A 26,894-nucleotide genomic window follows, 5' to 3' on the forward strand; every position below is an offset into this window, starting at 1 on the left:
CCTCCAACGAAGAGAGGCCGACCGATGCTACCGCGTGTCCTCGAACCCGAGGTCATGGACACCCCCGAGGAGGCCCGTGACTACGACGCCATGGATCACGCCGCGGTGAATCGCGCGTTCTGCGAGGACATGCTCGCCGTCCGCCCGACCCCGGGGCGCGTGCTCGACGTCGGCACGGGCACGGCGCGGATCCCGATCGAGCTCTGCTCGCTCTCGCCGAACGCCGAGGTCGTGGCCATCGACCTCGCCGAGCACATGCTCGCGCTCGCCCGAGAGAACATCGAGCGTGCGGGCCTCGGCTCGCGCGTGACCGTCGCGAAGATCGACGCGAAGGCCCTGCCCTACCCCGACGGCGCCTTCGGCGTCGTCCTCTCGAACTCGATCGTCCACCACATCCCCGAGCCCGCAGAGGTCCTCGCCGAGATGTGGCGCGTGACCTCCCGGGGCGGCCTGCTCTTCGTGCGTGACCTTTACCGCCCCGAGGCCGAAGCCGAGATCGATCGGCTCGTCGCGCTCTACAGCGGCGAGCGTCCAGCCGATCCCGCGGCCGCGCTCTCCTTTGATCACCAACGATCCCTCTTCCACGCCTCGCTTGCCGCGGCGCTCACGGTGGACGAGATCGTCGCGTTCGTGGCGCCGCTCGGGATCCCCGCGTCGGCCGTGCGGATGACGAGCGATCGGCACTGGACGCTCTCCGCCGTCAAACCCTGACGACGAAGAGCGCCCTGCGCGCTCGGTTTTTCAGGGGTGGATGTGCACCACGGTTCCCTCGCCCGTGGGTTCGCTCGCCTGCACGCCGTGCCAGTCCGTGGGCAGCGGCGGATCGGTCCACATGAAGACGCGGCGCGCGTCGATCGGCGAGAGGTTGATGCAGCCGTGGCTCCGAGGCTTTCCGTACTCGTCGTGCCACGGCGCCGCGTGAAGCGCGTAGCCCGCCTCGAAGTACTGCACCCACGGCACGTCGCGCAGCTCGAACTTGTTGCCGACCTCGTGCGAGTCCATCGTGGTCGTGACGTGCTTCTCGCGGATCTTGAAGGTGCCGCGCACGGTCGAGTACGTCTTCTTGGGATCGCCGAGCCCGTCGCGGCCCGTCGCCACCGCCGTCGCGTAGACCGGCTTCGTGCCCTCGTACAGGATGAGGATCTGGCTCAGGATCGAGATGTCGATCCACTTCTTCGTCTTCGCCGCGAAGCTCGGGAGCTCCGACGGTTTGACCGCGATCGCCACGTCGCTGTCCTTGATCCACGTGCCGTCCTTGGCCTCGACGAGGCGCGTCTCGCCGATGCGCATGCTCTTGCCCGTGAGCTGGATGGGCGTGTGGAACGCGAGCTTGCCCGTCTTCTCGAGCGAGCGCTTGCTCGTGTCGTACTTGTACGCATCCGGCACGCGCACGAACGCAAGCGGCAGCTCCCAGCCCTTGCGCATGTCGACGCCGTGGAACGTCGATCCGCGCGCAGGCTTGAGCTTCGACGTCGGCACGAGGCGCGCGTCCGTGGTCATCGCGAAGCGTCGATCGTTGTCGCCGACGAAGGTGCCGATGAGCGCGAGCCCCGCATGCCGCGCGACGCGGTTCGTGATGATCGCGTAGTCGGGGACCTTGAACGACGAGATGTTCGGGATCTTGCGGCCGCCCTGGAAAAACCAGGGGATCGCGTCGTTGCCGTCGCCGCCGTAGAGCTCCTGATCCGAGAGGTCCGGCGGCTCGCTCGGCGGCTCGCCGATCGCGTTGCCCTCGGCGTCGAGCGGTACGTCGTTCGCGCCGACCTCGATCGCATCCCACTTCTTCTGGAGGCGCTTGTAGCTGCGGAGGTGCTCCTTGAGCCGCATCTCGTACTGGAACTGCTCGGCCTTCGTCGCAGGCCGGTAGTAGTTCGGCGCGATCGCTCGTACGAACGAGTACGGATACGGCATCGGCTTCGAGAGGTCCGGCCGCTTCGTCAGCGCCCGCAAGATCGGGTGCTTCATGTCGATCGACGCGCTGCCCTCGGCGCAGATGTAGCCGGCCGGCAGGACGCGGTAATACCCGCCCTGGCAGTCGTCGAACGCGGCGGGTTTCTCCCCCCGCACCGCGGTCGCGCCCGCGCGCAGGTAGCCGATCTTCGGCGACCTGCGATCAGGCTTGAGATAGATGGGCGCCGCCATCTCCACGGCGCCGATGCGGGGGCCGCCCTCCTTGGGGACCGTCGCCGGATCGGCCGCAACCTGCTCCGCAGGCGCGGACAAGCTGACGATGCCCTCAGGAGAGCCCTTGCCCTTGCACCCGGCGAGCGCGAGCACACCGAGGGCCAGGAGGGAGAGCCGCTTGCGTGCGTCCATGGGGCCCGGATGCCGGATGTCGGCCAAGAGGGCCAAGTTTTGAGGTCGCACCGGAACGACACTCGAAGGGCTTGCGCAGGGGCAAACTTCCCGCTAGGTTGCTGGCCCCCGCGTCCGAAAACGCGGCGTGCGCCACTAGCTCAGCTGGATAGAGCGTCGGCCTCCGGAGCCGAAGGCCAGTGGTTCGAATCCACTGTGGCGCGCAGCGTTATCACCGCATCTCGTTCATCGCCGCGAGGAGTGCGTCGGTGCTGACCGGCTTGACGAGGTGGTGCGCGAAGCCCGCCTCGCTTGCGTGCTTCCGGTCCTCCTCCTGCCCGTACCCCGTCACCGCGAGCAGGCGTGGCGCCCGCGTCCCGAGACGCTCGCGGATCCGCGCGGCGAGCTCGTAGCCGTCCATCACGGGCAGCCCGATGTCGAGCACCGCGATGTCCGGCGCGAACGACTCGAGCATCGAAAGCGCTTGCGGCCCGTCGAAGGCCACGGCCACGGGCCAGCCCTGCGCGCGGATCACGTCCGCGAGCAACGTCGCCGCGTCCTCGTTGTCGTCGACGACGAGCACGCGATGCGCGGGGAGCGCCGCCGCGGGTCCGTTCACCTCCTCGATCGCGGGCAGCGACGCGCGATCGAGCCCGGGCAATCGCACCTCGATCGTGCTTCCGTGACCTGCGCCGTCGCTGTGCGCCGAGACCTCTCCGCCGTGCAGCGACACCAGGCTCTTCACGAGCGTGAGACCGATGCCGAGCCCGCCCGCGCTGCGCTCGATGCTCTGCGCGCCTTGCACGAATGGCTCGAACACCCGCGCGAGCAGCTCCGGGCTCATCCCCACGCCCGTGTCGCGCACCGTGGCCACGATCGTACCGCCACGCCGCTCGGCCGAGACCTCGACGACCCCGCCGGGATCGGTGTACTTCGCCGCGTTCGTGAAGAGGTTCGCGAAGACCTGCGCGAGCCTGTCGGGATCCGCGTACACCGCGAGCCCGGTTCTCGGCACGGTCACGGTCACGTGGTGGCGACGTTTTTCGAGCAGCGGACTCGCCATCTCGAGCGCGCGCGTGATGATCGGTTCGAGCTCGGTGGATCGCTTCGCGAGTGAAATGAGCCCACGCGCGACGCGCGAGACGTCGAGCAGATCGTCGACCATCCGGCCGAGGTGATGCACTTGCCGCTCGATCACCTGCTCTGGACGGCCGAGCGCTCCGCCGCTGCGCATGCGGATGAGCTCGAGGGCCGTGACCATCGGGGCGAGCGGGTTGCGGAGCTCGTGCCCGAGCATCGCCAGAAACCCGTCCTTCGCGCGGTTGGCGGACTCGGCCTGGCTACGCAGCGCCTCCTCGCGCGTGCTCAATTCTTCGGCTCGTCGCCGCGCGACGCGCTCGCTCTCGTGGGCCTTGCGCAGGTGCGCAATGGCCACGTTGCGCTCGTTCGTGAGCCAGCTGATGAGCACACCCATCAGGAGAAACACGACGAGGCTCGTGACCTTTTCAACCGGGCCACCTACGGGCGTGAAATCGTATCGAAGGAAAAACCAGGCAACGCTGGAACCGCCGACGAGCGTGGTGAGCATTCCGGCACGGAATCCTCCATACCAGCCGCTCAGCACCACGGCGGGGAACATCGTGATGAACGGAACCTCATTACCGACGATCGGCGTCAGCAATAAGCGCGAGCCCAGCCCGAGCCCGGCTGAAAGCAGCGCCACCGCGTAACGTTTCCACACCGTACGTGCCGATGGCGCGTCCGAGCGGTCCAATGCCGTACCTCTGAGCTCCACGATGTTCAGGCGGTCGGAACGAACGTACTACGGATCTCGCGTCCGCGCGATTCTGGAGGAACGGCGGCCTGGCACGAGCAAAGATGCGACGTGAGATGGATGGAATGGAAATCCGTTTGAACAGAAACGGATGACGGGGAGGCGGGCGGGACGCGGCGTATCGAGCGATCGGTCGGTCAGGCGGTCAGGGCGCTTTGACGTCCTCGAAGTTCGTCCTCGCGGCAATGTGCTCCTCGCTCAGGTTGAGCAGGATGGGCAGCGTTTCGCATTGCCAGTCGTCGTCGGCAATACGACGCACGGTGACGCGGCCGGGGACGAGGTTGTAGACCGCGTCGACGATATCCATGATGACGTAGAACCCGTTCGAGTTGCAGAAGCGCATCTTGACGAAGTCCATCGTCGTCTCGGTGACGGACTGCCGGGGGAGGACCTTCGCGAGCTCCTCGAGGTACGTGTGGAGGTAGCGGTAGGGGTTGTCCACCCGGATGACGCCCTCGAACGTCAGGATCAGGTGATGATCATCGAGCTTCGCGACCGAGTGGAACACGCTCAGGCCGCCGTCCATGATTTCACCGTAGGTGAGGACCTTCATGCGAAACCTCTCATCGGGAATAGCGCTTTGACAACGAGGAACCCCTGCTCGTACTCGGCCGTGAGCTTGAACTTGCTCTCCGCAGTGAGCCGCATGAGGCCGAGGCCTCCCTTCGCCTTGTCGATACGCCGGCGATAGACCGTATCCGCGAGGAGCTTCCTCGGGTCCTCGGCGTTGGCGATGATGGTGAAGCGATCGCTCACGGCTTTGAACTCGTCTTCCGTGGCCGGATTCGCCACGGTGATCATGAGCTCATCACCGTCGATCTTGAGGTCGACGCGCAATGCGCCGTCGCGGATCGAGCAGTGCTCCATCACGTTGGTGACCAGCTCGATGACGACCACGTTCGCCTTCGAGCAGATCTGCCGCGGGTAAAACATCCCCAAAAGGTCGAAGAGAAAGTTCCCGAGCAGGCCTGCCACGTCTCCGGCCACGTGATCGAGCGGCGCGATGGAAATCGACGCTCCGACGGCCGTCTGCGTCCGGTTGCCCCCGGCGCTCATTTAGCGCACCTTCGCATGATGAGGAGCGTGATGTCGTCGATGTCCTCGGCCCTGAAGGACGTGTAGTCGTCCACACATCTCTTCAGGATATCCTGGACGGGTTCTTCGCTATGCCGCGCGATGATGTCGTTGAGACGTTGCACGGTATAACCCTTTCCCTCTGCATCTAAAGCCTCGACCATACCATCCGTGTACAGCGCCAGGACGTCTCCCTGCTCGAACGGCAGCTCGAACTCACGGAATGGCTTGGTCCTCAAACCGATGTAATTGCCCACCCTATTGAACGTTCGCTGCATCCCGTGCCGGACCAGGAGCCCATATCCGCCACCAGAAACGTACCGGATGAACCGATCGCTGAAGACCACGAAGTTCACCGTGGCATACCGCCTCACTCCGCGGAGGAAGGCATACGATGCTCGGTTCACCCAATCCACGATCGCGCTCGGGCTGTCGGAACGCCGTGTCGCATTCTCGATCTGTGCCTTCAAGAAGGACATGATGAGCGCCGACGATACCCCGTGACCGGAGATGTCGAACACGCTGACCGCAAAGCGTTCCCCGGGTAGCTGGGAAAAGTCGTAGTAGTCTCCTCCAACCTCCGCGAGCTGCTTGTGGTAAATGGCGATTTCCAGCTCCGCGGAGAGCATCGACGGGTCTGGCAAGAGCGCCTGCTGGATCCCTCGGGCGACCTCGAGGTCCTCGCTCACGATCCGGTTCTGAAGCTCGAGCTCGTTCTCGATGCGCGTCGCGTGCTCGAGCGTGAGCTCGTGCACAACGGACATCTCGTCGATGTCGGCCCGAACACGCTCGCATTGCTCGACCAGGCCCCGACAGCGAGCAAGGAGCTCGAGAGCCCCACCCTCGCGCGCGAGCAAAGCCTTGCAAGCAGCGTCGTCCGATAGGAGCGCCTTGACGGCTTCGAGATCCGTCTGCTCCGACCGACCTTCGTCCACCGGATCCGACGAGTTGTCCTTCGATGCGGTCATCGTTCGAAGAAATCCTCCGCCGCGGGCGCCCTACGTTCCCCTCTCCTATCAGTCACAGAAGATCATCTCGAAGTTCTGGTTGAACTTCTTGAGGTTCGGGAGCGACTTGCCCTGCCACGGAATCGCCTTCGAGCCCCGGACGACAAGCTGCACGTCGCCCTTCTTCCGCATGGCAATCGCGAACTTGTAGAGCACGTTGATGCCAGAGCTGTTCAGGAAGTTCAGCGTGCGCATGTCGATCGTGATCGACTTCGCATTGCCCAGGAGGACCTTCTCGAGGAGATCCTCGATCGGCTGGTATTCCTGCGGCCCGCCGAGGCGCAAGATACCCTCGAAGTAGACCGTGACCTCCGCGGGGTCGTACCAGACTCGATAGTTTCCACCTTTGATTTCCATTCTGGCCCTTTCCTTCAAGATGGGCAGCCGCGCCATCGTCCTGATGCAAGTGTTCTGCGCTGAGACCGGATCGAGCTTCCACCCCAGGCTCACGCCATAATCGCTCATGATGATGAGATACCCGAGCCCGGAGCCCGTCGCCTCGACGTCCTCCGCGTTCGCCTCGGCCTGGCGGCGCAAGAGCTCCCCCGGATCCTCGCGCGAGAGCTCGAGCAGCTTCTCCCGCAGCGGAGGAACCTCGCCATTGGCGATGTGGTTGCTCACCAGGCACACCAGATCTTCCTTGCCAATCCCAACCGTGACGTTGATATCACCGCTGCGGTTGAACTTGACGGCGTTCTCCACGAGCTCGTTGAGCACGTAGCTCACCGCGCCGCTGACCTCCGCCCGGCTGATGAGCTTCCCGTCGTTGTCCGCGTCCGGAAAGAGCTCGGCGAAGTACTCCGCCATGAAGTTCGCCGTGAGGTTGCAGAGGCTCCACCGCACCGCGAACGAATCCGGGTACAGGGTCAACGACATGTGCTCGCTGAACGAATCGTCCAGCGAATAGACGCCAATGATCTCACTCATAGTGTTGCCGGTCTCCTACGCGTCATAGCCTCTTGATGACCAACACGGTGATGTCATCGTAGACCTTGTTGGTGCCGATGTGGTTCATCAGGTCTTCGATGATCGCGTCCTTGATCTCCTGCGACGTCTTCTTGTGGTTCTGAGAGACGATCTCGCATAGCCGCTCGACCCCGTACTGCGCCGTGTCGGTGCGTTCCGCCTCTGTTACCCCGTCCGTGAAGAGAACGACGACGTCCCCCGATTCCAGATCGATCTCGGTGTTGGAGAGGAAATCCGTGATGTCCTCGTCCATGCCCACCGGGAGCCCGAGACCGGTCGTGTCCACACGCTCGAGCTCGCCCGAAGCACGCACGACGATGACCTCCTCGTGCTGCCCGGTGAGCCGAAGCTTGCCATCGCTGTAGTCCATCAGCGACAGCGTGAGGTTCTTGTCCGAGCTGATGCGCTGGATGTTCTGGTAGATGACCTTGTTGACGATGCCGAGGAACCGCGTCGGATCGGTCTCGTTGCTGGCGAGCAACGTCCGAACCGCGGTTTGCACCATCAGCATGAGCACGCCGCTCTCGAGGCCGTGCCCGGTCACGTCGCCGATGCCGATCTTGATGACGCCGTTGCCGCGGAGCACGTCGTAATAATCACCGCCGACCTCGTCCGCGGGCGACATGTACCCCGCGATGTCGAGATCCTTGATCTCCTGCAGCTCCTGCGCGGGCGGGAGCACCATGAGCTGGAGCTGCCGCGCCACGTTGAGCTCCGCGCCGAGCCGCAGGTTTTCCTGCGCGAGCTGGGCGTTGAGGCTCATGATCTCCTTGTTCGCGTCCTCGAGCTCACTCGTGCGCGCCTTGACGAGCTCCTCGAGATTGGTCGTATGGGCCTGGATCTCGGCGGCCATCTCGTTGAAGGCCCCCGTGAGCTGCCCGATCTCGTCCTCGCTCGTCACGGCCACGCGCACCCCGTAGTCGCCCTGGCGCATGCGCGTCGCGCCCTCGGACAGGGCCACGAGCGCGCCCGTCATCTTCCGCGAGACGAGGAAGACGCCCGCCATGAGCACCAGGATCGAGCCGAACGAGACGAACGCCTGGCTCGTCTGGATGCTCGTGCGGCTCGTGTCGATCGCCGCCTGCGCCTTGGTCAGCGAGGCGTAGATCTCGCTCTTCGGGACGACGAACCCGATCGTCCAGGTGTCCTCCACGATCTTGTCGCCGCCGCCGCCCATGTGGAAGGGCGCGAGGCGCTGCAGGACGAGGAAGTGCGGCGCCCCGTTGATCTGCACGTTGTCGCGGTACTGGACCTTTGCATCCTTGGGCAGCTCGATCGAGGCGATCTGCGGCTCGTTGCTGTCCTTGAGGACCCGCTTCAGGTACTCGAGCCCCTGGCGCTCCGCCTTCGCCTGGAGGCCGAGCCGCTTCGCGCCGTCCTCGCTCACCGCGAGGACGTTTCCGTCGCCCTGCGTGAGGAACGCGAAGCCCGTCTCCTTCAGCTTCACATCCTGGATGTACTTGACGATCTGCGTGAGCGTGAGATCGAGGCCGAGCGCCCCCGAGAGCGCCTTGCGGTCCTTGCTCCACACGGGGTGGAAGATCGTCATGATCTTCCCGCCGCCGCTCGCGTCGTCGTAGGGGGGCCAGAACGTGACCTGGGAGTTGCGCTGCTCGAGGCCCCCGGGCTCGTTGAGCCACGCCTCCCAGCCCTGCCTCAGGCCCGTGTAAAAGAAGTCGTAGAAGTTCTTCTCGTTGTGGCCCGGCGAGGTGCGATCGAACTCCGCGGCCATGTCGGCCCAGGGCGCGAGGCGCACGTACGGATGCTTTGGAGGACCAACGAAATAGAGCTGAAGCTTGTCGGCGCCGCGCTTCTTGAACGACGGCATCACGACGTCGAGCAAAATCGTGCGATCGATGTCGCGCTGCGCCTCGGGCAAAAGGACGCGGCTTTGCTTGTCGCCGAGGTAGCCCCACGCCGCGACGGCCGTCGGCTCGTCGTTCTGGTTCTCGTACCAGCCGCCCTTCTCGTGAAAGACGAGCTTGTCCTGGAGGAAAGGCAGCGTCTTGGCGTGGTCGTAGAGCGGCGTCAGGTCCTCGTCGTGGTCGACCATCGTTTGCACGATGTCGGCCAGGATCTCGAGGTCCGTGTAGGCGTGGGCAAGGGAGCTGTTCGTGTGCTGCGCGGTGTCGCGCAGGTGGTTCGTCAGATACTCGCGCGTCGCCTGGTCGAGGCCTTGCTCGATCTCGTCCGTGGCCTCCCGGCTGAGCTTGTGGATGCCCTGCCGCGCCACGAGGACGTTGAGGATCGCGCCGAGCAGCACGCTGACGCCCGTCACCAGGATGAACTTGGTGTTGAACTTGCTCATCCGTGCGAGCAGGCCAGTCGGCCGCACCCCCCTGTTCGTTCCACGCGCTTCCGACGACACGTCCACGCATCTCCTCGCAACGGCCTCGTGTGGCCCAGACAGCCTGCGACGCTAAACCGTCTACGCTCCGACCGCCACACCAAACATCGAGGCGGAAGGGAGACGCCACTACGCTCTTCGCTTCCTCTCCTGCCTCCGCCTCGTGATGCCTCCGCCAAAGAATCGACGGTTTACATCCAACGCGTGAATTGCATTACCACTCGCTATGAAGTACGGAAAGGTTTACGCCCGGAACCCGCAAAGATGGGCCACATGGCGAAGCCGTTGTCGCGGGTGATGGCCTCGATATGCGCCGTGAGGCCGGCCGATACGTCCTCGTAGAGCTCGGGCTCGGCATTCGCCGTCGCGGCCATCTGCTTCGCGGTGCGGAGCCAGCTCTCCACCACGCGGGCGAAGTCATGCGGCGCGGTGTTCATGTTCGTGATACCGAGGAGGCATATCTTGATGTCCTCGAGCCCCACCTCGTGCAGGATGGTCCGGGTCTTCAACCCGATATCCAGATCCATACCGACCCGCCGGCAAAGCTCGAGGAACCGAATGTATCCGTGGCGTATGACCTCCTCGTTCGGATAGCCCGTCACGCCGGACATCATCTCGTTCGTCAGGTAGATCCGACCCCCGGGTCGGCAGATGCGATAGAGCTCGTTCACGATGTGATCGGGCTCGTGGAACACCTGCAGCGATAGCCGGCAAGAGACGAAGTCGAACGAGTTGTCCGGCAAGAGCAGCGCCGCCGCGTCGCCGTATTGATACTCGATGTTCTCGAGGCCAAAGTCCGAGACGAGTTGCCAGGCATACCGAAGGAACGGCTTCGAATGGTCGACGCCGATGAGGTACTCCGGCCGGAAATCACTCTGCAGGAGGATCGCGAAATCCCCGAGGCCGCAGCAGATGTCGGCGATACGCAGCCCAGGACGAAGACCATGCCAGGCGAGCTTCTCCCGCTCGTGCTCCCAGATGATCTTCTGCTGGGTGCGGAGGACGTTCATGAAGTCGTCGTCCTCGATCACCTGCTGGATAGGATAGAAGGCCTTGTCGTAGACCTCGATCGTGACGAACGGGTAAAGCTCCGCGATCACCTGGAACTTGCGGACCGCCCAGGGAATGACGCTGGAGATGACGAACTTCACCCGGAGCCCGGGGCGCGTATGCGCCACCCACCGCACGAAGCGGTTGAGCTCGAGGAACGCCACATTGTTCATGTACTTGAGGCGCTTCAAGTTCACGCACAACGTGCCGCGCGTCGACCGCGCCGCCTGCTCGAGCGAGCTGCGTACCGAGGCCATTTCCTCGGCGACGAACGGCCGCAGCGTCCCCGTGAGCGTGACTTCCTGCTCCTCGTTCCCCGTGAGCCGCATGTTGAGGGCCACGGGCATGCATGAAGGAGGAACGCCGGAAGAGGGCGTACCCGAAGACGCAGGAGCGATGGAGTTGCTCATACCTCCCCCATATCGTCGACCTCTGGCAGCTCCAGGAAGAGGCTCAGCCTGTCTTGACCCGGTGGCTCGGATATCGTGAGGGAGCAGGCATATACGGCAGCGAGCTCCAGCAAACCAAGCATGGTATCCTCGCCATCCGCCGGATCTTCCAGCCGGGCGCGATACCAGCTCTTCAGATCGGGCTGGTTCACGATCTGCACGGCCATACGATAGAATACTCGATTCTGCTCGGTGACCGGAAGCGTGATCTGCAGGATCACGTGCCGGCCCCGCTTGCGGAAGATGAGCTCGATCTGCCCCTCCACCGCGTGGTTGCGAAAGATGACCTCGAGCAGCTCGTTTATGAACGTCGAAAGCAGCGTCGCATGACGCTCGGGGTCCCCCTCGTTCGCGCTTACGTAACGAGCGAGGTAGTTCGCGAGCAGATGGCAGTGACCCCACTCCCGAGCAAAGCCGCCCACCGTAAAGCGAGCCGCCATGATCATCCTGTATCGGCTCGAGGCGAACTCGGCTTCCATGGGCGGAGCCGGTGTGATGGTCTTGACAATCGACATCGGGACCTCGAAGGCGGCCGACCGTCGGCCTAGAAAGGCTAGCCGGTCCCGACGTCGACGTCGAGTGCCGTCTGTCCAACCGTGGTGGCTCGCGACGTGTCTCAACATGCTTCCAAAGCGGCCGTTCGCGCACGCGCGGGTAGCAGCTACCATGCCACCCCTATCACGTTCCAGATCGCGGCTGTGAGTAAAGCACGAAGCCCACGTTGGACGGCGGAGAACGGTAGAAGCAGAAAGCTATTGTAGCGCAGTTCACCCGAAAGCCGGCGCCAAACCCCAGGGTTTGTCCGCGTCGAGACGAAACGAGCTTCGCATGCTAGGTTCGTCGCGGCTCGCCCGGCCGAAGGTGTTTTACATGAAGCAGCTCGTGTTGTTCTCGGGCCGGCCGGAGCCCGAGCTCCCCGAGATCGAAGCGGACCGCGCGATCGCCGCGAAGCTCGCCCCAACCGTTCTCCTCGGGACGTCCACCTGGACGTTCCCGGGATGGCGAGGAATTTTCTACCCCAAAGATATCCCCGAGCGGGAAATCACCTCGCACGGGCTACGACTCTACACGCGTAACCCACTCTTCCGCACCGTAGGGATCGATCGGAGTTACTACGCGCCGCTCCGCGTCGAAGAGCTCGCGCGGTACCGCGACGATCTGCCCGACGGCTACGGCTGCGCGATGAAGGTGTGGAGCGGAATCGTGGCGCGAAGAGATCCGAGCACAAACCAACGCTCGCCCTGGTTCCTCGATCCACGCGCCTTCGAGGAGCGCGTGCTCGCGCCGATCGAGAAGAGTTTTTCCCGGAACGTAGGCGTGCTCTTGCTCGTGCTGTCGCCGATGCGCGCCGAGGATCGGATGGATGCCGAGCAGCTCGCCGAGCAGCTCGATCGGTTCTTCGAAGCCGCGCCGCGGTCGTTTCGTTACGCCGTGGAGCTCCGGAACCCAGAGCTGCTTTCGAGGGCGTACCTCGACGTGCTCGCGCGGTACGGGGTGACGCACGTGCTCGGGCTGTGGGAACGAATGCCCACGCTCGGCCGGCAACTGGCGGTGCCGAAGATCCTGACGGCGCCGCTCGTCGTGTGCCGGTTGTCCATACGGCCCGGCGAGAGGTACGAGGAGCGGCGGCGGATCTGCGCGCCGTTCGACAAGATCGTGGCCACGGACGAGGAGACCCGTGCCGACGTCGTGGAAGTCGCGGCCCGATGCGCCCGCGAGGGGCGGAGCCTCATGGTGCTGGTGAACAACAAGGTGGAAGGATCGGCGCCGCTCACGGTGCGCGCGCTCGGGCGGCGGATCGCGGCAGGCTGCTGAGTCGTACGTCCCAGGCGGAAGGAGGCGGACCTCCGCGGGTCCGCCTCCTCCTTATGATCAGATCAGAAGCCGCCGCCGATCTGGGCGAGCAGGGTCCAGGTGTCGCCGCCGGGCTCGTCGTTGGGGGGCGTGATCGGCGAGCCGAGGTTGTCGAAGAAGGCCGGGCGGTAGTTGAAGCGCGCGCCGACCTTGATGTTCTCGGTGAGCATGCGGTCCGCGCCCACGCCGACGGGGACGATGAGCGTGAAGCCGTCGCCGTAGCTGCCCGCGAAGCCGGCGTAGCCGACGCCCGCGACGACGAAGGGTTGCAGCGGGAGGCGGTCCGCAGCGGCGAGGTTGTAACGAGCGCCGGCGTCGAGCGACGTCATCACGAGCTGGGTGCGAGTGTCGGCGCGGGTGTTGGTGCTGCCGAGGTAGTTACCCTCGATCGCCCAGCGATCGTTGATGGCGCCGGTGACGCGCACGTTCCAGCCGGGGCCGAGGGCGCCAACGCCGCCCAGGAACCCGACGATGCCGGCGCCGCCCTCCACAGAGAACGACGTCGGCCGCGGGATCTCGCGGATGGCGGGCTGATCGGCAGGAGGCAGGCCTGCCCGGGTGTTCTGCGCGTGGGCCAACGACGGCGCTCCCAGTGCGGCGAAAGCCACGAGGGCCGCCACGATTCGTCCGGTGGTCATTGCTTCCTCCTCAGCGAATGCTCGAGGTCCTTACCGAGAACGAGTCTCGCCTTGCGTGCGTCCCGGTGCATGCAGCGGGCCATGGAGGCTGTGCAGGTCGGACCCTGCACGTCCAGACGGGCGGTCCGGACCCGAAGCATGCCGTGAGGGCGGACAGCAGCCACGCGAGGCGCGGCGTCACGCGGCAAAGACCGGGGCGCGGGGGGCTGTCAAGCCTTTGTTGTTGCCGCCGCGGGCGCTTCGGGCGGAGAGTAGAGGAGCGAGGCCGAAGGCGCGGGGGCGGGGCGCGGATCCAGGGCAACGGAACCGCGAGGGGGTGGCGACCGTAGGTTTCGGTGCAAGCATCGAGGAGCAGACGATGAACGCGAAGAGCATTTACGAGACCCTCGCGGCGCTCGGCGCGAGCGCGATGATCGCAGGTTGTGCCGGGACGCAGGAGCCCGTGAAGGCCGCCGAGGAGCCGCAAGCCGAGGCGGCGCCCGCAGAGGCCGCGCCGGAAGAGAAGAAGGCCGAGTCGGCGGCAGGTACGGAGGCGGCAGGCGCGACGAACGCAGCCGCCGCGCCCGCGGAAGCCCCGGCAGCCGCGGCGACACCCGCACCCGCGGCGACACCCGCACCCGCGGCAACGCCCGCGCCGGCGGCGACTCCGGCCCCGGCGACGACGGCGAAGGCCGCGCCGAAGCCCGCTCCGAAGAAGGTCGCGGCGCCCAAGAAGGGCGCGGAAGCGGCCTGCGGCGAAGGGTCCTGCGGCTAGAGGGTGACGGTTCGGTCGACGATCACGGGGGTCGGGCTTGGGCTCAGGTTCGACTTCCTGGATGACGTGCTTGCGCGGGCCTTAGCGGACATGTCGCTCGGCCCCGCGCGGTTTTTCGAGGTCGCGCCGGAGAACTACATGCGCCGGGGCGGGTTCGTCCCGGCCGCGCTCGAGCGGATCGCGGCGCGGTATCCGCTGCTCTCGCACGGGCTCTCGATGTCGCTCGGCGGGGTCGATCCTTTTGATGACGCCTACATGCGCGAGCTCGCCGCCTTCACGCGGCGGTTCGACGTGCCGTTCCACTCGGACCACCTGTGTTTTTCGGGGATCGCTGGGCGGATGGTGCACGAGCTCTTGCCCTTGCCGCTGACGCGAGGCGCCGCGGCGTACGTGGCCACGCGCGTGCGGGAGGCCGAGGATCGGCTGGGGCTCCCGATGGTGGTCGAGAACATCACGCGGTACGTCGTGCCAGGCGCGCCGGAGATGAGCGAGGCGGCGTTCGTCGCGGAGGTGCTCGATCGTTCGTGTGCAAAGCTTTTGCTCGACGTGAACAACGTGTACGTGAACGCGATCAACGACGGCACGGATCCGCTCGTGTTCCTCGCGGAGATCCCGCTCGATCGCGTGGCCGCGATCCACGTGGCGGGGCACGAGAAGCGCGCCGGGACGGACCTCGTGATCGACACGCACGGCGCGGACGTGCTCGGCGAGGTGCTGTCGCTGCTCACATGGACGATCGAGCGGACGGGGCCCGTGCCGGTGGTGCTGGAGCGGGATCACGCGATCCCGCCGCTCGACGAGCTGCTCGGGGAGCTAGGGCGGGTCGAAGCGGCCTACCAGGCAGGGCTCGCGGCGCGGGAGGCGCGGGCGCGTGGTTGAAGAAGAGGAGGGGCGGGCCGCGATCGCCGAGGTCGCGGCAGCATTCGCGGCCGTCGTGCAAGGGCCGCCGGAAGAGACGCGGCGCGGGGTGTACAGGTCGCTCGTTCGTCGGGGGATCCTCGGGGCGGTGCGGGCACAGATGCCACGCACGGCGATGACGCTCGGGGCGCGGTTCGAGGCGACGGTGGACCTTTGGCTCGACGAAGCGCTGCCGAGCTCGCCGTATCTGCGCGACGCCGCGGTCGAGTTCGTCGGTTGGGCCGCGGCGCGCTGGACGGAGGATGCATCCGTTCCGCCATGGATTTCCGACCTCGCGCGGTACGAGGTCGCGCGGTTCGACGTGGCGGCGGCGGAGACGGCGGGCGAGCCGAGCGGACTTCCGCTCGCGCTCGATCGGGCGGTGAAGTTCGGCGGCGCGGCGCAGGTCGCTCGGTATGCGTGGGCGGTGAACCGCTTGCCGGAGGGCGCGCCGGGCGAGCCTGAAAAAGAGCCCACGGCAGTGCTGCTCTACCGGGACGGGGCGCACGAGGTCCGGTGCCTCGTGCTATCGCCGCTCGCGGCCGAGATCCTCGCGCGGCTCCTCGGGGGCGCTCGGCTCGGGGAGGCGGTGACGGCGGCATGCGCGACGCTCGGGGAGCCGCTCGGCGACGCGGTGTTGCGCGGCACGGCCGAGGTGCTCGCGGACCTCGGGGAGCGCGGGGTGGTCCTCGGTGCGGCCTTCGAGCAAGGAAATCACGATCACGTCACGCACGCGGCAAGCGAGCGAGGTATAGTCGCCGGCGAACGAACATGAGCCGACACCTCTGCGTTTGCCCATGACGACGAGCTCGCAACAGGACCCGCTCGGCATCACGGGGACGATCCTCGCCGAGAAATACCGGATCGACGCACTCATCGGCGAGGGTGGCTTCAGCGTCGTCTACCGCGCCGAGCACCTCATCTGGCAGCAGCCGGTGGCGATCAAGTGCTTCCGCATCCTGGCGCAGGCGCCGGAGAACAAGCGCGACGAGCTGCTCGACGGCTTCATCCAAGAGGGCCGGCTGCTCGCGAGCCTGTCGAGCCGATCCGCGGCGATCGTGCAGGCGCGCGACATCGGCAAGTTCACGACCGCGGACGGGATGTGGATCCCGTACATGGTGCTCGAGTGGCTCGAAGGAAAGACGCTCGATCACGTGCTCTTCGTGGAGCGCGTGAGCGGTGAGAAGCCACGCGAGATCCACGAGGCGCTCGCGCTGCTCGAGCCGGTCGCGGTGGCGCTGGAGATCGCGCACGCGAAGAACATCGCGCACCGCGACATCAAGCCCGCGAACATCTTCGTCATCGGAGATCCGCGAGGGCCCTCGCCGTTCACGAAGATCCTCGACTTCGGCATCGCAAAGGTGATGGCCGATCACGCGGCGGCGACGGCCGAGCTCGCGCAGACGGGCAAGGAGATCACCGCGTTCACGCCGAACTACGGCGCGCCCGAGCAGTTCAGCCGATCGTACGGCGCGACGGGCCCGTGGACCGACGTGTTCGCGATGGCGCTCATCATGGTCGAGGTGCTGCGCGGCGGGATCCCGGCGTTCGAAGGCGATGACTTCATCCAGTTCGCCCTCGCGAGCCGCGATCCGATGCGCAGGCCGACGCCGCGCACGTTCGGCGTTCCGGTCTCGCCCGAGGTCGAGGCGGTGTTCGAGAAGGCGCTCGCGGTGGCGCCGACGGACCGGTACCCGTCGATGGGTCGGTTCTGGGCCGCGCTGCACGAGGCCGTGTTCCCGGACATCCAGTGGAACCCGGGGACGACGAGCGGCGTGTCGTCGTCGATCACGTCGTCGCCCAGCGGACGATCGGCATCACGCGCGAGCATGCCGGGGCCGCTGCAGGAGACGCTCCCGCGCCCGAGTGGTGGCACCGCGATGATGACGGGGCCGCAGGGCGCGCAGCAACGCACGACGCAGGATCCGCCGGGATCGCTGGCGACGCCGCCGGCCGCGCCGAGCGGGCCGGTGAATGCGCCGGCCGCGGATCAGGGCAAGGGGCTCATGGCGTTCGCCGCGATCGCGGCGATCGCGCTGCTCGGCGGTAGCTTCGCGGCGTACAAGATGTTCACGAAGCCCTCGGGCGGAACGTCGACCACGGGCTCGTCCGCGCCGGTGGTGAGCGCGGCGCCGGTGGTGAGCTCGTCGGCGATCGCAGCGACGACGCGGCCGACGGAGTGCCCGGCAGGGACGGTGCTCGTGCCCGGCGGCAAGTTCTTCATGGGCTCGGACGAAGGGTCGTTCAAGCTCTGGCAACCGGCGCACAAGGTCATCATCGACACGTTCTGCGTCGACCTGCACGAGGTGACGTCGGCCGAGTACAAGGAGTGCTCGGACGTCGGCGAATGCAAACGACCGGAGGTCGCGCCGAACTGGCCGAAGACGGCCGGGAGCACGGACGACGAGCACGAGAAGAAGCGCGAGGCGTACGCGGAGTTCTGCACGTTCGGCAAGGCGGGCCGCGAGAACCACCCGGTCAACTGCGTGAGCTGGTACCAGGCCGACGGGTACTGCAAGTGGCGCAAGAAGCGCCTGCCGACGGAGGCCGAGTGGGAGTACGCGGCGCGCGGCTCCGACGGTCGCAAGTTCCCCTGGGGCGCGGACGAGGCCGCGGCGGGGCACATGAACGCGGGCGGTAAGGAGTGGGCGGCGTGGGAGAAGGCGCAAGGCCTCAAGCTCACGGGCACGCTCTACGAGATCGACGACGGCTTCCCGGGCACGGCGCCCGTCGGCAGCTTCCCGAAGGGCAAGACGCGCTTCGGCGCGGACGACTTCGTCGGCAACGTGTGGGAGTGGACCGCGGACTGGTACGAGACGTACAAGGCCGAGGACGAGCAGATCAACCCGAAGGGCGCGCCCGCGGGTGACAGGAAGGCGATCCGCGGCGGCGGCTTCAACGGCGGCGTGCAGCAGTGGCTCAATCCGGCGTTCCGGTTCCACCAGGTGCCGGACGCGACGACGCCGGTGATCGGCTTCCGCTGCGTGATGAACCTTTGAGGTCCAAGGGAAAACGGAGCCGCGCCGCGACGAAGCCGATCGACATGCCGAGGAGCGCGCCCGCGAGGATGTCGCTCGGGTAGTGCACGGCGAGGAAGCATCGCGACCAGGCGACGAGCGCGGCGAAGACGAACGCGGGTACGGCGAACACCGGGCGCACGGAGGCGACGAACGCGGCGAAGGCGAACGAGCCGGCCGCGTGTCCACTCGGGAAGGAGTGTCCGCCGGGCGAGGTGATGAAGACGGGCTCGCAGGCGGCGAGCGCGTCGCAGGGCCTCACGCGGCCGACGACGGCCTTCACGGTGGAGACGAGGGCGCTCGTGACGACGAGCGCGGCGATGAGGCGCGTGGTCGTGGCGCGGGTCTTTTCGCGGGCGAGGAAGGGGACGAGGGCGAACATGCCCCAGCCGCCGCCGACGAAGGTGACGGCGACGAAGAGGGGCGTGGCCCAGGCGGGCGAGCCGCGGACGGCGCGGAGGAGGGCCTCGTCGGCCGCGGAGATCACGTCGAGGGGGCTCAAGTCCGGGAGGATATAGTCCCTGGGCGCTGGTGCCTGCTAGGTTGTCTGCCGTGCCGGTCCCGGACCATCTCCTCGGCGATACGTCGGTGACGGGGCCGCTCGGCTCCCTCGCGTTGTCCCAGGTGCGCCCAGGAAGCACCGTGCTCGCGCTCCGGGCGGTGAAGTGGCACGAGGGCCTCGGGCGGCTCGGCGTCGTCTTGCCCTTCGCGCTCGTGCACGACGTGGGTCTGCTCTTCGCGACCTCGCGGGACCACGTGGAGATCGGTCCGCGCTGCGAGCCTTCGTCGATCGCGCGCGGGATGCCGGATCTCCTGCGGCTCCTCGACGGCTACCGGCGCATGCTCGAAGAGCTCGGGCAAAGCGAGGCGGCGCGGCGCGCGCCGGAGCTCAAGATGAGCGACGACCTCGTCATCGTGCTGCTCTCGCGGCTGCTCGGCGCGGTCGCGTCGCGCGTGAACGTGCCGCCGGCGTATCGCGCGGCGGTGCCGATGGACGCGTCGCTCTTCGAGCGGATCGAGCCGCAGCTCCCGCAGCTCTTCTCCACGGCGCGACGCGGCTTCGAGGCGTCGGCGCTCTCGGCGCTCGAGGTCTCGCGGCTCTTCGTGCTGACGATGACGGACGCGCTCGACCTCGACACGCTGCGGCTCTTCGGCATGCTCGGCGCCGAGGGCGCGGGCGGCGCGCTCACGCAGGTCGATCTGCTCGCGGCGCTGGAGTCGCCCGAGGCGAACGACATCGTGAACTTCTCGCTGGAGATCCTGCCGAGCGTGCTGGAGACGAAGACGCGGCCCGCGGCGGGCACGACGGCGGCGCACGGCTACTCGGGCATCGGGACGCGCGGGTCGATCGACGGGCTCGTGCTCACGGAGCTCGCCTGGGACGACCTCGAGCTCGCGCGGAGGCTGCTCGACAACGAGGTGCTCTACTACGCGCGGGAGCAGAGCCGCGACGAGCAGAAGCGGGTGCATTACCTGCTCGTCGACGCGTCGGCGTCGATGCGCGGCGACCGGCAAACGTTCGCGCGCGGGATGGCGATCGCCACGGCGAAGAAGCTCTTGCTCGAAGGCGAGGACGTGGCGTTCCGGTTCTTCGACGCGCGGCTCTACGAGATCCATCGAGCGCACGGGGACAAACTGCCGACGGCGCACGTGCTCTCGTTCAAGGGCGAGCGCGGGCGAAACCCGGCGCGCGTGTTCGCGGAGCTCGCGACGGAGCTCGATCTTCATCGCCACCGCGATCCACGTTCGCCCGTCGTGCACCTCTTCACGCACGCGGCGCTCTACATCCCGCGCGAGATGGTGCAGGCGGTGCGGCGCTCGGCGCACATCGCGGCCGTGTTCATCCTGCCCTCGGGCGGCAAGCTCGACCTCGACTACCTCGACCTGCTCGACGCGCACTGGGTCGTCGACCACGCGACCTTGTCGAGCGGCTCGGCGCGCGCGAACGCGGCGCGGTCGATCCTCGATCAGACGACGGCGTCCTCCGGGGACGAGGCGAGCAAGGGCGCGGCGAAAGGGGCGGAAGCGTGAGCGGCCGACCGGTGTCGGATCTGCGCGAAGAAGCGCGGACGGCGAGCTCGCGGGGTGATCTCGGGCGCGCGAGGATTTCTCTCGTCGCGGCGCTCGGACAGACGATCGCGCGCGAGGAGGAGTACGCCGGCGCGGTCCGCGATCTGCGCGAGGTGCTCGTCGCGATCGGCGATCTGCGCGGCGCGCTCACGCTCGACTGGTACACGGGCAGCGAGAAGGGGCAGCGCGATCTCGTGGCGAGCGGGCGCGTGCCGGGGATCGATCGCGCGCGCACCTACCTCGCGTGGGCCGATCGGGCCGAGGACGCGTCACGCAAGCAGGCGCTTTATGCGAAGGCCGCGGACGAGTACGAGTCGGCGGGCCTCGTGGCGCAGGCGGCGATCGCGCGGGAGCGGGGCGGCGATCTGTACCGGGCGCGCGCGCTCTGGTCGCGCCTGTCGCAGATCCTCGGCGCGTCGGGCGGGGACTTTTACGCGGCGGGGCTCGCGCGGTTCAACCTCGCGCGGACGTCGATGCGCACGGGCGAACCCGCGGCCGCGCGCGAGGCCGTCGTGGCGGCGGTGCACTTGCTCGAGGAAGCGGCGGATCGGTACGAGACGATCGGCCAGCGCGAGCGCGCGTTCGACTGCTACCAGGTGCTCATCGCGATCGGCCGGGAGAGCGGCGAGTTCGAGCACGTGCTGGAAGGCTACGTGAACGTGATCCGCATCCTGCGCGAGGATCACCTGCGATATTACGCGCTCCAATCGTACGAGGAGGCCCTCTCCGCGGCGGAGAAGCAGAAGGAGGTCTCGGCCGCGGCCACGCTCGCGCGCGAGATGAGCGCGTACGCGCGGAAGGAAGGGCTTCCGGCGGTGGCGAACTTCGGGACGCTCGCGCAGGCGCGCCTCTGGCAGGAGGTCGCCGCGGCGTCGACGGCGCGCGGCGCGCCGCCTTCCATCGCGGAGAACGCGCTGCTCGCCGCGGTGATCGCCCTCGGCGAGGCGGGGCAGTACGGCAAGGTCGGCCAGGTGTACGAGAAGCTCGCGGCGCTCGATCTCGAAGAGGCGCGGCGCAAGCACTACACGAACGCGCGCAAGCGCTACGTCGAGGCGCAAGACCTCCGCATCGAGAGCCAGCCCTTGCCGGCGCACCTGCGCCACGAGGTCGGCTTCCCCGAGGTCTGGCACGTCGATCTCGTCGAGTGGGAGCAACGCGGCAGCGCGAGCCAGTCCGCGGGCGACGTCGTGCTCGACCCGTCTGCGTGGTCCGAGGTGACGCGAAGGCGCGCCATGCTCGCGCGGCTCACGGCGCTCGCGATCGAGGCCGAGGAGGAGGCTTCCCCGGGCCGGACGGCGCAGAGCCAGCTCTATTCCACGCTCGCCGAGCAGCTCGCGCTCGTCGAGCTCTACACGATCCTCTCGCCGCTCGAGGCCCTCTTCCGGAGGCCCGAGCGCGAGGTGCGGATCGCCGTGGTCCGCGCGCTCTCGCGATTCCTTTACAAGCGTACGTTCATCACGCTGCGCGAGGCGCTCGTCGACGCCGAGGGTGGCGTCGTCCAGGAGGCGGCGAAGGCGCTCGAAGAGCTGCGCTTCCCGCACGCCTTCGATCCGCTCGCGCGCATCTACCGCGAGTCGCAGAGCCCCGTGGTGCGCGCCTCCGCGGTGAAGGCGCTCGCGCGTATCGACACGCTGGAGGCCGCCGAGATGCTGCTCGGCGTGATCGAGCACGATGGTCGCGACGAGCGTCAGGCGGCGATCGAAGCCCTCAAGAGGGCGCGTGGCATGAAGTTCGTGGACGTCGCGAAGTCTTCCCTGCCCGGCCTTTCGAGCGCAGCGCAATCCGCCGTCCGCGAGGTGCTCCGGAGCCGCGGAATCGGCTGATTTCGAATGGAAACGGGCCCTACCAGCCCTCGAATTCCAGTACCCGCGTACGTCTCGTACGGGGACGTCAGGTCAAGACCGGACACGGGAATCCAACTCGTCCCGAGCGATCCGGAGACGAAGATGGCCTATTCATGGACTCATGGACGGCGCGCTTCGGGGGGAGCGTCTCAACAGGCCGTCCCGGCCCCCGGGAAGTTGCTGCTCGACAAGGTCGACTTCTCGGCGACTCCCGGCGGCCGGCGTCTTTTGAGGCGCTTCGAGAGGCCGCCCTACGGCGTCAGGATCGACGCGAGCGCCGGAACGAGCGACGGGTACTGAAACACGTAGCCGAGCTCCTTGGCGCGTGCAGGCACGACACGTTGCCCCGTCGTGACCACCATCGAAGCCTCGCTGCCGAGCGCGACCTTCACCGCGGCCTCGGGCGTCGTGAACCACGAGGGCCTGCGCATCACGCGGCCGATCGCCGACGCGAGCTCCTTGCTCGTCGCAGGCTCGGGCGAGACGACGTTGATCGGTCCACGCGCGTGCGTGTCGTTCAGCGCGAGCAGCGCGAGGCCCACGACGTCCTCCGCGTGCACCCACGCGATCACCTGCGAGCCCGGCGCGATCGGCCCGCCTGCGAACATCTTGAAGGGCAGGAGCATCTTCTCCAGCGCGCCGCCGCCTTCTCCGAGCACGACGCCGATCCGCAGCATCACCGTGCGCACGCCGAGCGCCTCGGCCTTCGCCGCCTCGGCCTCCCATCGCGTCACCACGTCCGCGAGAAACCCTTCGCCGCGGCGGCTCGTCTCGTCGAGCGCCTCGTCCGGCGGCCTCGGCCCGTAGTAGCCGACGGCCGACGCGCACACGAACACCTCGGGCTTTTTCGCGGCGCGGCGGATGCCTTCCACGACGAGGCGCGTCGAGTCCACGCGGCTCGCGACGATCGCGCGGCGTGCTTCGTCGGTCCATCGCTGCGCGACGGGCTCGCCCGCGAGGTGGATGATCGCCGACGCGCGCCCGATCTCGTCGAGCCACGGACCTTCGTGCTCGGGATCCCACGCGACGGCCGTCGCGCCCGCGGGCAGCTTGCCTCGTGCTCGGTTGGGATCCCGCGTGAGCACTGTCACGCGGTCACCGCGCTGGAGAAGCGTCTCCGTGAGACGCCGACCGATGAACCCGGTGCCGCCCGTCAAAAGGACCGTCTTCACCACGGCGCTCTTTACCATGGTAAGAGGCTACGGACATGGAACTCGAGGTCTTCCGCAAGCTCCCGCTCGGCGGCACCGATCGCCGCGCCATCGTCCAAGCGCTGGCCCAGGATGGCCCTCGCGTCGCGCGCGAGCTCTTCGCCGCGCAGCGAGCCATGATCAAGCCGCGTGGCGCGAACCTCGCGAAGGACACGGCCGTCGTCATCCTCGGCGGCTCGAACGGCATCACGCGGGCGCTCGCGGTGCAGCTCCTCTTCGGCGAGCGCGCGGCCGTCTTCGGCGTGCACTACGACAGCGAGAAGATGCAGATCGGCGGCCACCATGTCGCGGCGCTCGTCGAAGCGGCGACGGCCGAGGGGCTCACGGCGCGCTTCTGGAACGCGGACGCGACGAAGCCCGAGACCGTGGAGGAGGTCGTCGCGGCGCTCAAGGGCAACTACCGCGCGGTCCACCTCGTCAACGGCATCGCGGCGGGCGCGACGAAGCGGTACGTCGAGCATGGACCGACGAACGTGAAGGACATCGACGTCGCGTTCGATCCGATCCTGCAGGTCCCGGATTTCAGCCGACCGGAGAACATCCGGCGTGTCGGGCTCGTGGAGGTCGAGGTCGCGACGGACACGGACATCGACCGGACGAACCGGTTCATGGGCACCTCGTCGCTCCTCTGGGCCGAGCCGCTCGCGGCGGCGGGCCTCGTCGCGAAGGGCGAGAGCGTGGTCGCGTTCTGCGATTACGATTTCGAGCCCGACGATCCGGTTTATGCGATGGGCCCGCTCGCGGGGGCGAAGAAGCTTCAGCGCCAGACGATGCAGGAGATTCACGATCGGTTCGGGGCGCGAACGGTGCGGCTCTGTTATCCGGCCGTGGCCACGACGGCGCTCGGCGCGATCCCCGGCGGATTGCTCATGTACGGCCTGTCGGCGCAGATCCTGAAAGAGCGCGGGCAATACCAGGATGTGCTCGAGCTCGGGGCGGCGACCGCGCCGATCTTCGCGCCGGACTTCCAGAGCACGATCTTCCGCCTCGACGAGGCCTATCAAGCGGCCCTGCCCGAGTTCCACCGGCGAAAGGACGCGCTTTCGCCGGAGAACCTGCGCGACGCATTCACGTCGCTGTATCGATGACGGGCGAAACCTCCGGGGTCGGCTCATAACGGCCGACCTGGAGGTGCTCGCCGAGGTCGATGATCTTCAGGAAGGCGAGCAAGCGGATGACGTGCCACGTCGGGTCGAGCTCCCAGGCGCGCACGGCGAAGTTCGGCGCCTGGCCGAAACGGTGGTGGTTGTTCTGGAAGAGCTCGCCCATCGTCACGAAATCGAACGGCAGCGTATTGCGCGAGTCGTCCTTGCTATCGAAATTCCGGTATCCATACCGGTGACCGCACCAGTTCACGATCGCGCCGTGAATGACGCCCATCAGGAAGTGCGCGGGCAAGAGCAAGAATTGCCACCAGGCGGTCGCGAACACGAGATAAAAAACGACGTACGCCGTGCCCCAGGCGAGCCGGCCCGGCCAATCGCCGCCGATGCGGTCGACGAGGTCCCACTCGGGATATCCGCCGTCGAACTTCGGCTCGGGCGTCTCGATGCGATAAGCGAGGTCGTGATAACGCGTCCTCGTCCCCCACATCATCGCGAACGGATTGCCGGTATGGCGTGGTGAATGCGGATCCCGCTCGGTGTCGCTGTAGGCGTGGTGATGCCGGTGCAGGATCGCATAAGCTCGCGGGACGAGGTACGAGGAGCCCTGCGCGATGAACGTGAGCAGATAAAAGAAGCGCTCCCAGCCCTTGCTCATCGTGAACATGCGGTGGGAGGCATAGCGGTGCAGGAAAAACGTCTGGCAGAATATGGACAACGTCCAGTGCCCGACGAAGAACAGCGCGATTGCCATGCCTCCGTGGTAGGCGAGGCGGGGCGCGCGCTCCGTCACGGCTGGGTCATCTTTCGGTCGGTCCAGAGACAGCGCGCCGGTGGGAAGCACGGAAACCACCTCGGCCCGGCTCCGCGTCGTGATCATGTTTCAAGCGTTGAATGCGTCCCGAGCACCCTCGTCCAAGCCATTTGGCCAAGCGGCGATCGGGGACCCGAGCCCGTTCGCGCGCGGAGGCTTGCTTGCTTCCGATGCTTCGCTCGGCCCCGTCGTGGGGCCCTTGCCCCCGGTTGGCCCCGGCGGAGAGCTCTGCTAGCCTCGGCACGTCCTTGTCGAACTCGGGTGCTTACCTGGGAGGAACTCGAATGAAGATCCGATTCTTTGCGATGCTTGGTGCAGTGGCTTGTATGGCGTTGACGACGGCGTGTGTGGTCGTCGACAACACCGGCGCCGGCGGCGCCGGCGGTGATGGCGGCGCCGGTCCGGGCGTCGGCGGCAACGGCGGCTCGGGCGGCGGCGCGGGCGGCATGGGCGGCACGGGCGGCGCGGGCGGCGGAACGCCGTGCGAGAAGCCGGCGTCGGGCATGGAATGCTACACGTGCGCCGAGTTCGTGACGGTCGAGCTGTGCGCCGGCATGACGGTGTGTGAGGATGTCAAGGACATCTACACGGCGCTCTACGACTGCACGTGCTCCGACATGGGCGCGTGCCAGGAGCCGTGCAAGGACTACTGCGGCGGCACGGCCGATCCGAGCGGGGAATGCCAGACCTGCATTCTCGACTCCGCCGCGGGCTGCGGCGCAGAGTTCGGAGCTTGCTCGGGTAACTGATCCGAACGAGCACGACCGTTCTGGAAGCGAGCGGCCTCCGGTTCTCCGGGGCCGCTCGCGGCCTTTTGTGCGCCAAGGACGCCGGCCCGAAGGCGTGCTAACGAGCCGGCCCGTGAAGGCCATCATCATCGGCGCGGGCCGCGGCAGCCGGCTCCGCCACATGACCGAAGAGATCCCGAAGACCCTGGTCCCCGTCCTCGGACGCCCGATGCTCGACGGCATCCTCGAGGCGCTCGCCGCCGGCGGCTTCTCCCGCAAGGACATCATCTTCATCTGCGGCTACAAGGCCGAGGTCATAAAGGCGCGTTACCCCGACCTGACCTACGTCGAGAACACGCGCTGGGAGCACAACAACATCCTGGCCTCGCTGCTCTGCGCCCGCGAGCACCTCGCCGAGGGCTTCGTGTCCACGTACGCGGACATCGTCTACCGCCCCGAGATCGCCCGGGACCTCGTGCGCGCGCCCTGGGACATCACGCTCGCCTGCGACACGGACTGGCGGAGGCGCTACCTGGGCCGCTCGCAGCACCCGGAGACCGACGCGGAGAAGATGCGGGCCGACGACCGGCGCGTCGTGGAGCTCTCCCGGCGGATCGTGTCGGAGCAGGCGGCGGGCGAGTTCATCGGGGTGATGAAGCTGTCGGCCGAAGGAGCGGGGCGGTTCGTGCGCGCCTACGACGAGGCGAAGGCCGCGCACCCGGAGGGCGTGTTCCGGGAGGGGCGCACGTTCGAGAAGGCGTACCTGATCGACCTCTTGCAGCACATGCTGGAGCGGGGCGAGGCGATGCACCGCGTGGACACGTTCGGCGGATACATGGAGATCGATACCGTCGAGGATGCTTCGCTCGCCGCGTCGTGGTGGAGCGGAGGCCGGACGGACGGCTGAAATCGCGGCGCGCGGGGAACTCCGGCCCGGCCCTG

At 67.3% G+C, this 26,894-nt stretch carries 24 protein-coding genes and 1 tRNA gene; 12 read left to right on the plus strand and 13 right to left on the minus strand.

What is annotated here, in order from left to right:
- Window positions 1-24: 24 nt before the first annotated feature.
- Window positions 25-711: a class I SAM-dependent methyltransferase gene (locus KEG38_RS45795; protein WP_272427075.1), complete on the plus strand. Its 687-nt coding sequence runs from the start codon at window positions 25-27 to the stop codon at window positions 709-711.
- A gap of 30 nt (window positions 712-741) precedes the next feature.
- On the opposite strand, the gene KEG38_RS45800 is transcribed toward KEG38_RS45795, so the two are convergent.
- The gene (locus KEG38_RS45800; protein WP_272427077.1) at window positions 742-2,316 is read right to left on the minus strand and encodes a L,D-transpeptidase; all 1,575 of its coding nucleotides are present in this window, start codon (window positions 2,314-2,316) and stop codon (window positions 742-744) included.
- 129 nt (window positions 2,317-2,445) lie between these two features.
- Between KEG38_RS45800 and KEG38_RS45805 the strand changes: the two genes are divergently transcribed.
- Window positions 2,446-2,519: transfer RNA gene (locus KEG38_RS45805), tRNA-Arg, on the plus strand.
- 8 nt (window positions 2,520-2,527) lie between these two features.
- Here the strand turns inward: KEG38_RS45805 and KEG38_RS45810 are convergent.
- From KEG38_RS45810 to KEG38_RS45845, 8 genes are all read right to left on the minus strand, one after another.
- On the minus strand, window positions 2,528-4,018 hold the full coding sequence (locus KEG38_RS45810) for an ATP-binding response regulator (protein WP_272427078.1): 1,491 nt from the start codon (window positions 4,016-4,018) through the stop codon (window positions 2,528-2,530).
- 256 nt (window positions 4,019-4,274) lie between these two features.
- Complete coding sequence (locus KEG38_RS45815; protein WP_136928624.1) at window positions 4,275-4,682, minus strand: hypothetical protein; 408 nt, start codon at window positions 4,680-4,682, stop codon at window positions 4,275-4,277.
- A complete protein-coding gene (locus KEG38_RS45820; RefSeq protein ID WP_272427080.1) occupies window positions 4,679-5,185 on the minus strand; it encodes an ATP-binding protein in 507 nt (168 codons plus the stop codon). The genes KEG38_RS45815 and KEG38_RS45820 overlap by 4 nt, the downstream gene beginning before the upstream one ends.
- On the minus strand, window positions 5,182-6,171 hold the full coding sequence (locus tag KEG38_RS45825; RefSeq protein WP_272427082.1) for a PP2C family protein-serine/threonine phosphatase: 990 nt from the start codon (window positions 6,169-6,171) through the stop codon (window positions 5,182-5,184). Before KEG38_RS45825 ends, KEG38_RS45820 begins: the two co-directional genes overlap by 4 nt.
- Before the next feature lie 48 nt (window positions 6,172-6,219).
- A complete protein-coding gene (locus tag KEG38_RS45830) occupies window positions 6,220-7,137 on the minus strand; it encodes a slr1658 superfamily regulator (protein WP_136928627.1) in 918 nt (305 codons plus the stop codon).
- A 22-nt stretch (window positions 7,138-7,159) separates the two neighbouring features.
- On the minus strand, window positions 7,160-9,484 hold the full coding sequence (locus tag KEG38_RS45835; RefSeq protein WP_272427083.1) for a SpoIIE family protein phosphatase: 2,325 nt from the start codon (window positions 9,482-9,484) through the stop codon (window positions 7,160-7,162).
- Between the two features lie 263 nt (window positions 9,485-9,747).
- Window positions 9,748-10,920, minus strand: coding sequence for a methyltransferase domain-containing protein (locus tag KEG38_RS45840; protein ID WP_272427084.1), 1,173 nt, complete (start codon window positions 10,918-10,920; stop codon window positions 9,748-9,750).
- A 59-nt stretch (window positions 10,921-10,979) separates the two neighbouring features.
- Window positions 10,980-11,537 (minus strand): hypothetical protein, encoded by a 558-nt coding sequence (locus KEG38_RS45845; RefSeq protein WP_272427085.1) that lies wholly within the window; start codon window positions 11,535-11,537, stop codon window positions 10,980-10,982.
- Between the two features lie 313 nt (window positions 11,538-11,850).
- Between KEG38_RS45845 and KEG38_RS45850 the strand changes: the two genes are divergently transcribed.
- Window positions 11,851-12,837: a DUF72 domain-containing protein gene (locus KEG38_RS45850; RefSeq protein ID WP_272427086.1), complete on the plus strand. Its 987-nt coding sequence runs from the start codon at window positions 11,851-11,853 to the stop codon at window positions 12,835-12,837.
- A 62-nt stretch (window positions 12,838-12,899) separates the two neighbouring features.
- Here KEG38_RS45850 and KEG38_RS45855 read toward each other — a convergent pair whose 3' ends face one another.
- Window positions 12,900-13,514, minus strand: a complete 615-nt coding sequence (locus KEG38_RS45855; RefSeq protein ID WP_272427088.1) for an outer membrane beta-barrel protein — start codon at window positions 13,512-13,514, stop codon at window positions 12,900-12,902.
- A 358-nt stretch (window positions 13,515-13,872) separates the two neighbouring features.
- Here KEG38_RS45855 and KEG38_RS45860 point away from each other — a divergent pair, with 358 nt between their 5' ends.
- Genes KEG38_RS45860 through KEG38_RS45875 form a run of 4 tightly spaced genes read left to right on the plus strand, consistent with a single transcriptional unit; the run spans window position 13,873 to window position 18,164 of the window.
- Window positions 13,873-14,268: a hypothetical protein gene (locus KEG38_RS45860; RefSeq protein WP_272427090.1), complete on the plus strand. Its 396-nt coding sequence runs from the start codon at window positions 13,873-13,875 to the stop codon at window positions 14,266-14,268.
- A gap of 3 nt (window positions 14,269-14,271) precedes the next feature.
- Window positions 14,272-15,147 carry an MbnB/TglH/ChrH family RiPP precursor modification enzyme gene (locus KEG38_RS45865; RefSeq protein ID WP_272427092.1) on the plus strand — a complete coding sequence of 292 codons (876 nt, stop codon included), beginning with the start codon at window positions 14,272-14,274 and terminating at the stop codon, window positions 15,145-15,147.
- On the plus strand, window positions 15,140-15,940 hold the full coding sequence (locus tag KEG38_RS45870; RefSeq protein ID WP_272427093.1) for an HvfC/BufC N-terminal domain-containing protein: 801 nt from the start codon (window positions 15,140-15,142) through the stop codon (window positions 15,938-15,940). Before KEG38_RS45865 ends, KEG38_RS45870 begins: the two co-directional genes overlap by 8 nt.
- Before the next feature lie 22 nt (window positions 15,941-15,962).
- On the plus strand, window positions 15,963-18,164 hold the full coding sequence (locus KEG38_RS45875; protein WP_272427095.1) for a bifunctional serine/threonine-protein kinase/formylglycine-generating enzyme family protein: 2,202 nt from the start codon (window positions 15,963-15,965) through the stop codon (window positions 18,162-18,164).
- On the opposite strand, the gene KEG38_RS45880 is transcribed toward KEG38_RS45875, so the two are convergent.
- A complete protein-coding gene (locus KEG38_RS45880; protein ID WP_272427096.1) occupies window positions 18,085-18,684 on the minus strand; it encodes a phosphatase PAP2 family protein in 600 nt (199 codons plus the stop codon). The genes KEG38_RS45875 and KEG38_RS45880 overlap by 80 nt on opposite strands.
- A 50-nt stretch (window positions 18,685-18,734) precedes the next feature.
- On the opposite strand from KEG38_RS45880, the gene KEG38_RS45885 reads away from it, so the two are divergent.
- Window positions 18,735-20,213 carry a hypothetical protein gene (locus KEG38_RS45885; RefSeq protein ID WP_272427098.1) on the plus strand — a complete coding sequence of 493 codons (1,479 nt, stop codon included), beginning with the start codon at window positions 18,735-18,737 and terminating at the stop codon, window positions 20,211-20,213.
- Window positions 20,210-22,075 carry a HEAT repeat domain-containing protein gene (locus KEG38_RS45890; protein ID WP_272427100.1) on the plus strand — a complete coding sequence of 622 codons (1,866 nt, stop codon included), beginning with the start codon at window positions 20,210-20,212 and terminating at the stop codon, window positions 22,073-22,075. The genes KEG38_RS45885 and KEG38_RS45890 overlap by 4 nt, the downstream gene beginning before the upstream one ends.
- A 272-nt stretch (window positions 22,076-22,347) precedes the next feature.
- On the opposite strand, the gene KEG38_RS45895 is transcribed toward KEG38_RS45890, so the two are convergent.
- Window positions 22,348-23,286 (minus strand): TIGR01777 family oxidoreductase, encoded by a 939-nt coding sequence (locus KEG38_RS45895; RefSeq protein WP_272427102.1) that lies wholly within the window; start codon window positions 23,284-23,286, stop codon window positions 22,348-22,350.
- Window positions 23,287-23,303: 17 nt separating this feature from the next.
- Here KEG38_RS45895 and KEG38_RS45900 point away from each other — a divergent pair, with 17 nt between their 5' ends.
- On the plus strand, window positions 23,304-24,395 hold the full coding sequence (locus KEG38_RS45900) for a hypothetical protein (RefSeq protein WP_272427103.1): 1,092 nt from the start codon (window positions 23,304-23,306) through the stop codon (window positions 24,393-24,395).
- On the opposite strand, the gene KEG38_RS45905 is transcribed toward KEG38_RS45900, so the two are convergent.
- The gene (locus KEG38_RS45905) at window positions 24,376-25,164 is read right to left on the minus strand and encodes an acyl-CoA desaturase (protein WP_272427105.1); all 789 of its coding nucleotides are present in this window, start codon (window positions 25,162-25,164) and stop codon (window positions 24,376-24,378) included. The genes KEG38_RS45900 and KEG38_RS45905 overlap by 20 nt on opposite strands.
- Window positions 25,165-25,508: 344 nt before the next feature.
- On the opposite strand from KEG38_RS45905, the gene KEG38_RS45910 reads away from it, so the two are divergent.
- Both KEG38_RS45910 and KEG38_RS45915 read left to right on the plus strand, forming a co-directional pair.
- A complete protein-coding gene (locus tag KEG38_RS45910) occupies window positions 25,509-25,973 on the plus strand; it encodes a hypothetical protein (protein WP_272427106.1) in 465 nt (154 codons plus the stop codon).
- A gap of 112 nt (window positions 25,974-26,085) precedes the next feature.
- Window positions 26,086-26,859 (plus strand): phosphocholine cytidylyltransferase family protein, encoded by a 774-nt coding sequence (locus KEG38_RS45915; RefSeq protein WP_272427108.1) that lies wholly within the window; start codon window positions 26,086-26,088, stop codon window positions 26,857-26,859.
- Window positions 26,860-26,894: the final 35 nt, after the last annotated feature.

This window comes from Polyangium jinanense (assembly GCF_028435265.1).
GTDB classification, from domain to species: Bacteria; Myxococcota_A; Polyangia; order Polyangiales; family Polyangiaceae; genus Polyangium; species Polyangium jinanense.